Here is a 4565-nt window from a genome sequence, read left to right as displayed (position 1 = left end):
AATCGCCGAGACCGCAGGCGCCGCCGCGCAACATCGCCGCTCCGACGCCCGGGGAGCCCAGCACGGCCTTGGTGATCCCGGTGACCCGGATGCCCGTTAAGGCAAGCCGGTCAACCAAGATCCGCGTGTTCTGCTCGACCTTGTCGAGATCGGCCTCGATCCGAAGCGTCACACGGGAGTGGTCATGTCTGCCACTGCCGCGAGCGCCGGCAAGGCCGTCAGCACCATGTCGACCAGATCCGACGCGGGGCGCGTCAGCGGGTCGGTGACTGGGAGGCCGAGCTGCGAATGATGCTCGGAGATCGCGTCGCTCAGCTCATCTTCGGTCATCTCTTCGTGGTTGATCGTGACCCCGATGACGCGGGTGTCGGCGAACGCCTCGATCAATGCGATCTCACTGGCCGCGGTCGGCATCGGCATCATCGGGAAGTCGCCGAGCACCTTGCGCTTCGGCGCGTGCTGCACGATCACGCCGGCCGGGCGGCTGCCCCGCAGGATGTGAGCCGACGTGATGTAAGCGGGATGGCTGAGCGCGCCCTGGCCCTCGACCACGATCACGTCAGGGTCCTCACCCTCGAACGCGGCGACGACCTGGTGCTCGACCTCGCCCGAGCAGAACTGGGGGACAAGCGCATCCAGCGCGACGCCGTACTTCCCGCCCTGGATCAAGGTGGTCTGACCGGTGCCGACCATGACCGCCTTGACGCCGCGCGCGTTTAGCGCCTGGACCAGCAAGGTGGCGGTGGTGCGCTTCCCGATCGCCCCGTCCGTACCCAGGATCGCGATCCTGGGACATGTGACGTCGAAGATCCGGCCGGAGAACAGGTGCAGGTCGCGCTTGGCCTTCGGTCGGCGTACATCGGTGATGGTGACGCCGGCGATCAAGGCTGCCGCCACGAACTCGGCGTCGTCGTTGAGGAACTCGTGCAGGCCGTTGATGATGTGCATGCCGCGGGCGATGCCGTCGAGCAGCACGACCCGCTGCTCGTCCGACAGCAGGCCGTCGGCGGGCGCCAGCCCACAGATCAGGTAGTCAGGCACGTGGCCGGCGTGCGAGATGGACTCGGCGAGCGACGCCAGCACCGGGATGCCGTTCGCGGTGCCGTCGAGGAATTTCCCGGCGTCGACTCCGGCCCGGAGGCTGTCGATGACACTGAGGATCTCGTACTTCTCCGAGTGCCGTACCAGGCCGTTGGCGGTCTTACCGTCCTGCTCGCCGAACAGGCCCTCGCAGTAAACGATCGCGGTGGAACCAACAGGGAGTTCGAAGGACGCTGCCGGGAGGTTGCACTCGCACTGTTCGGGGGCGTGAAGGGACGGGGAACCGCTCGCAAGCGAAGACATAAGATCCTCTGAGAAGTCTCAGAGAAGGCGACGGGATCGTGGCGGGGCGATGAGCCCCACGTTCAGCAAGTGATCTGCCCTGAGGGCCGGCAAGATTACCGGCGTGTTAACTCTACCCGATCGGCTCTGACTGTCCTTACCCCTCCGCCGGCCAGTATCGTGCGCGGATTTTGCGCTTCATCAATTTTCCAGTGTCTTCCCGGGGCAAGTCGTTGTCGAGCACGACGATTCTGGGCGTTTTGTAGTGCGCCAGATTGGTTCGGACATGTTGGCGCACTTCGTCCTCGGTCAGGCCGGTCGCCTCGACATGGGCGGCGATCGCCTCGCCGAACTCCTCATCGGGTACGCCGAACACGGCGACGTCACGGATGCCATCGAGTTCGAGCAGACACGCCTCGATTTCAGCCGGATAGATGTTCACTCCACCCGAAATGATCATGTCCGTGCTGCGGTCGTTGAGATAGAGGAACCCGTCGTGATCGAGGTAGCCGACGTCGCCGATGTCGAGGTATCCGTCCTTCTCCATTGCGGCCCGCTTGTCCGGAATGCCGTGGTAGGTGAAGTTCGGCAAAAACGACGGTGGCCGTAAGTGGATGCGCCCAGATTCACCTGCCGGCAGCAGATCTCCGTCCTCGGAGTAGATCCTGACGTCGGCGTCCCTGATCGGCCGTCCGACGGTGCCGGGGTGCGCGAGCCAGTCAGCGCTGTCGCAGGCCACGCAGGGACCGGTTTCGGTGCCACCGTAATACTCACGGACGATCGGCCCAAACCAGTCGATGATGCGTCGTTTGACCTCGGGCGGGCAAGGTGCAGCAGCATGCACGACAGACTTCAATGAGGAGACGTCGTACTTGTCCCGGACCTCGTCGGGAAGGCGCAGCAATCGAACGAACATCGTTGGAACAGCTTGGAAGTGATCAATCGCGTGTTCTTCGATAAGTCGCAGCAATTCCTCGGCGTCGAAGCTTGCCATGATCGTCAGATCGATGCCGGCGGCCGCACTTACGAGCGCGTGAGCATTCGGCGCGCTGTGGTACATCGGCGCTGCCACCAAGGTGCGCATCCCCGGGGCCAGCCCGAACGTCTCGAACAGCAACCCCGCAAGGGCTTGCGACTGCGCGGGGGTGGACGGCGCGCGGACGATGCCCTTGGGTCTGCCCGTCGTACCGGAGGTGTACACCATCGCCAGCGGCGCCTGGCTGGGCGGTTCCGAACGTGGGCCCTGCAGCGCCAACCAGTCCTCATAGACAGGATGTCTTCCGGTCGCCGGTTCCGATTCCTGGGTGACTTCGATCAGGGCCCTATCGCCGGCCACCACCTCGGCGGTGGAAATGAGGCTGGTGTCGGCGAAGATCACTTTGCTATCGCTGTCCTCGAGCAGATAGGCGAGCTCAGCCCCTTGCCAGTGCCAGTTCACCGGCACGGGTATAGCGCCCAGCATCCCGATACCAATGCTCGCTTCGATGAACGCGATCTCGTTGTGGAGGTAAATGGCGACTCGGTCACCGGCCGTGACATCAAGGGCGGCAAGGCCATTCGCGACTGCACCGGCACGGGTGCGGATAGCGTCGTAGTCGCGGAAGACGTGTCCACATCGCACGCCGGCCATCAGTCGGCGATCCTTGTGGCCCGCCAGGTTGCGAACATGTCGGTGAACTCGTCGCCGTGAACAGCCGCCGACTGGGCGCCTGCTTCGAGGTCGACCGCCCGCGCGAGGTCACCGTCGGCGGCCTTACGCAGCAGTCGTTTGGTCGCCACCACCGCGGCGTGGGGGCGCGCGGCAAACGTGGTAGCGAGATCGAGCGCCGTGGCCAACGCATCGTCAACCAGCTTGTGCGCCAACCCTATCCGCGTCGCGTGCTCAGCCTCAATCGGTCGCCCGGCGAGCAGCAACTCCAACGCAGCGCCCTCGCCGACCAGCCGCGGCAGCAACCAGCTCGCACCCATATCGGGCACAAGACCCATGCGGATGAACGACGGGAACAGGGCCATCGTTGGGGATCCCACTCGGATGTCGCAGGCCAGCGCCAACGACATGCCGGCACCGACCGCAGGGCCGTCGATGGCGGCGATCGTCGGCTGCGGCAGTGCCCAGAGCATGTCGACGACCCGCATGTGCACGGCCAGCAATTCGGCCACTTCGGCTTCCGGCCGCTGCGATAGCTGCTCGATCAAAGCGAAGTCTGCACCCGAACTGAACGCGCCGTTCGCGCCGGTGAGAATCACCGCCCTCACGGCGGAATCCGTTCTTATCAAGGCCAATTCGCCGGCCAGTCGGGTGAGGACGTCGACGTCGAGGGAGTTGCGGCGCTCCCGTCGATCAAGGACCAGCACCCGTACGCCCTCTGCCGGGTGTTCCACGCGCAACCCGCCGTCGGCCGGGGCCGCTCGTGTCGCCGTTTCGGTGCTGGTCACAGCCATTTCCTCCAGGGATCGATATTACGGGTCAAGCGACCTGTCGCTAGGTTACAGGTCAAGTGACCTGTCGTCTATATGATGTGGGGGTGGCATCGACTCCGGTTCGCGGTGGCGCTCCGCGGACGCAGCAGGCGCGGCGCGATCAGACCCGCGCGCGCCTGATCGAGGCGACGATCAGATCCATTGCCGATCACGGGTATCCGGCCACGACGACCAGGCAGATCGCGGAGTCCGCCGGAGCATCGCTCGGGGCGATTGCCCATCACTTCCCGGCCCGGATTGATCTCATCGCCACAGCGCTCGACGAGGTGGGGCGCCGGATGGAGACCGAGTTGCGGGCTCGGGTCTCGGACGCGGCCGCTCTCGGTGGCGCGCGCCGCACACCCGCGTTGCTCGACGTGCTCTGGAGCGCGTTCACCGATGACCTGTACACGGTGTGGGTCAAAGTGTGGATCGCTGCCGCCGACGATCCCGAGCTCTATGCCGCACTCGCCCCGCTGGAGCGGCCCCAATCCGCCGTGTTCGCTGCAATCGCCGCCGACGCCGCACCGAAGAACGTCCCGCGCGCCGAGTGGACCCGGCGATTCAGCGTCGCGCTCGATGCCATGCGCGGCCTCGCGCTCACGCTCACCATCCAGCCCCGGACGACGCCGATTCAGCGAGATCCCTGGCCGGATCTGAGACGCGAGCTCGCCCGCCTCCTCGATCGCTAATCGCTCGCCGGAGGGGTCTTGTCATCGCTACGCTGCCGGCGTCGGCTGCGCGTACCGGTCCAAATCGGGGACAGGCCGCCGGCATATCTC

General features: G+C 65.5%; 4 protein-coding genes. 1 reads left to right on the top strand and 3 read right to left on the bottom strand.

The window, feature by feature from the left end:
- Positions 1-168: 168 nt before the first annotated feature.
- The 3 genes from VN856_RS23290 to VN856_RS23280 form a co-directional block, all read right to left on the bottom strand.
- The gene (locus VN856_RS23290) at positions 169-1344 is read right to left on the bottom strand and encodes a DUF1611 domain-containing protein (RefSeq protein ID WP_325693531.1); all 1176 of its coding nucleotides are present in this window, start codon (positions 1342-1344) and stop codon (positions 169-171) included.
- A 136-nt stretch (positions 1345-1480) separates the two neighbouring features.
- The gene (locus VN856_RS23285; protein WP_325693528.1) at positions 1481-2953 is read right to left on the bottom strand and encodes an AMP-binding protein; all 1473 of its coding nucleotides are present in this window, start codon (positions 2951-2953) and stop codon (positions 1481-1483) included.
- A complete protein-coding gene (locus VN856_RS23280; RefSeq protein WP_325693525.1) occupies positions 2953-3759 on the bottom strand; it encodes an enoyl-CoA hydratase/isomerase family protein in 807 nt (268 codons plus the stop codon). Before VN856_RS23280 ends, VN856_RS23285 begins: the two co-directional genes overlap by 1 nt.
- A gap of 89 nt (positions 3760-3848) precedes the next feature.
- Here VN856_RS23280 and VN856_RS23275 point away from each other — a divergent pair, with 89 nt between their 5' ends.
- Complete coding sequence (locus VN856_RS23275; RefSeq protein ID WP_325693522.1) at positions 3849-4475, top strand: TetR/AcrR family transcriptional regulator; 627 nt, start codon at positions 3849-3851, stop codon at positions 4473-4475.
- Positions 4476-4565 lie beyond the last annotated feature (90 nt).

It is taken from the genome of Mycobacterium sp. (genome assembly GCF_035603715.1).
In the GTDB taxonomy this organism is placed as follows: Bacteria; Actinomycetota; Actinomycetes; order Mycobacteriales; family Mycobacteriaceae; genus Mycobacterium.
This window is presented reverse-complemented; position numbering and strand designations above follow the sequence as displayed.

Coding starts and splice junctions, on each gene's coding strand:
- VN856_RS23290 (WP_325693531.1), bottom strand. CDS start 1,344: ATGTCTTCGCTTGCGAGCGGTTCCCCGTCCCTTCACGCCCCCGAACAG.
- VN856_RS23285 (WP_325693528.1), bottom strand. CDS start 2,953: ATGGCCGGCGTGCGATGTGGACACGTCTTCCGCGACTACGACGCTATC.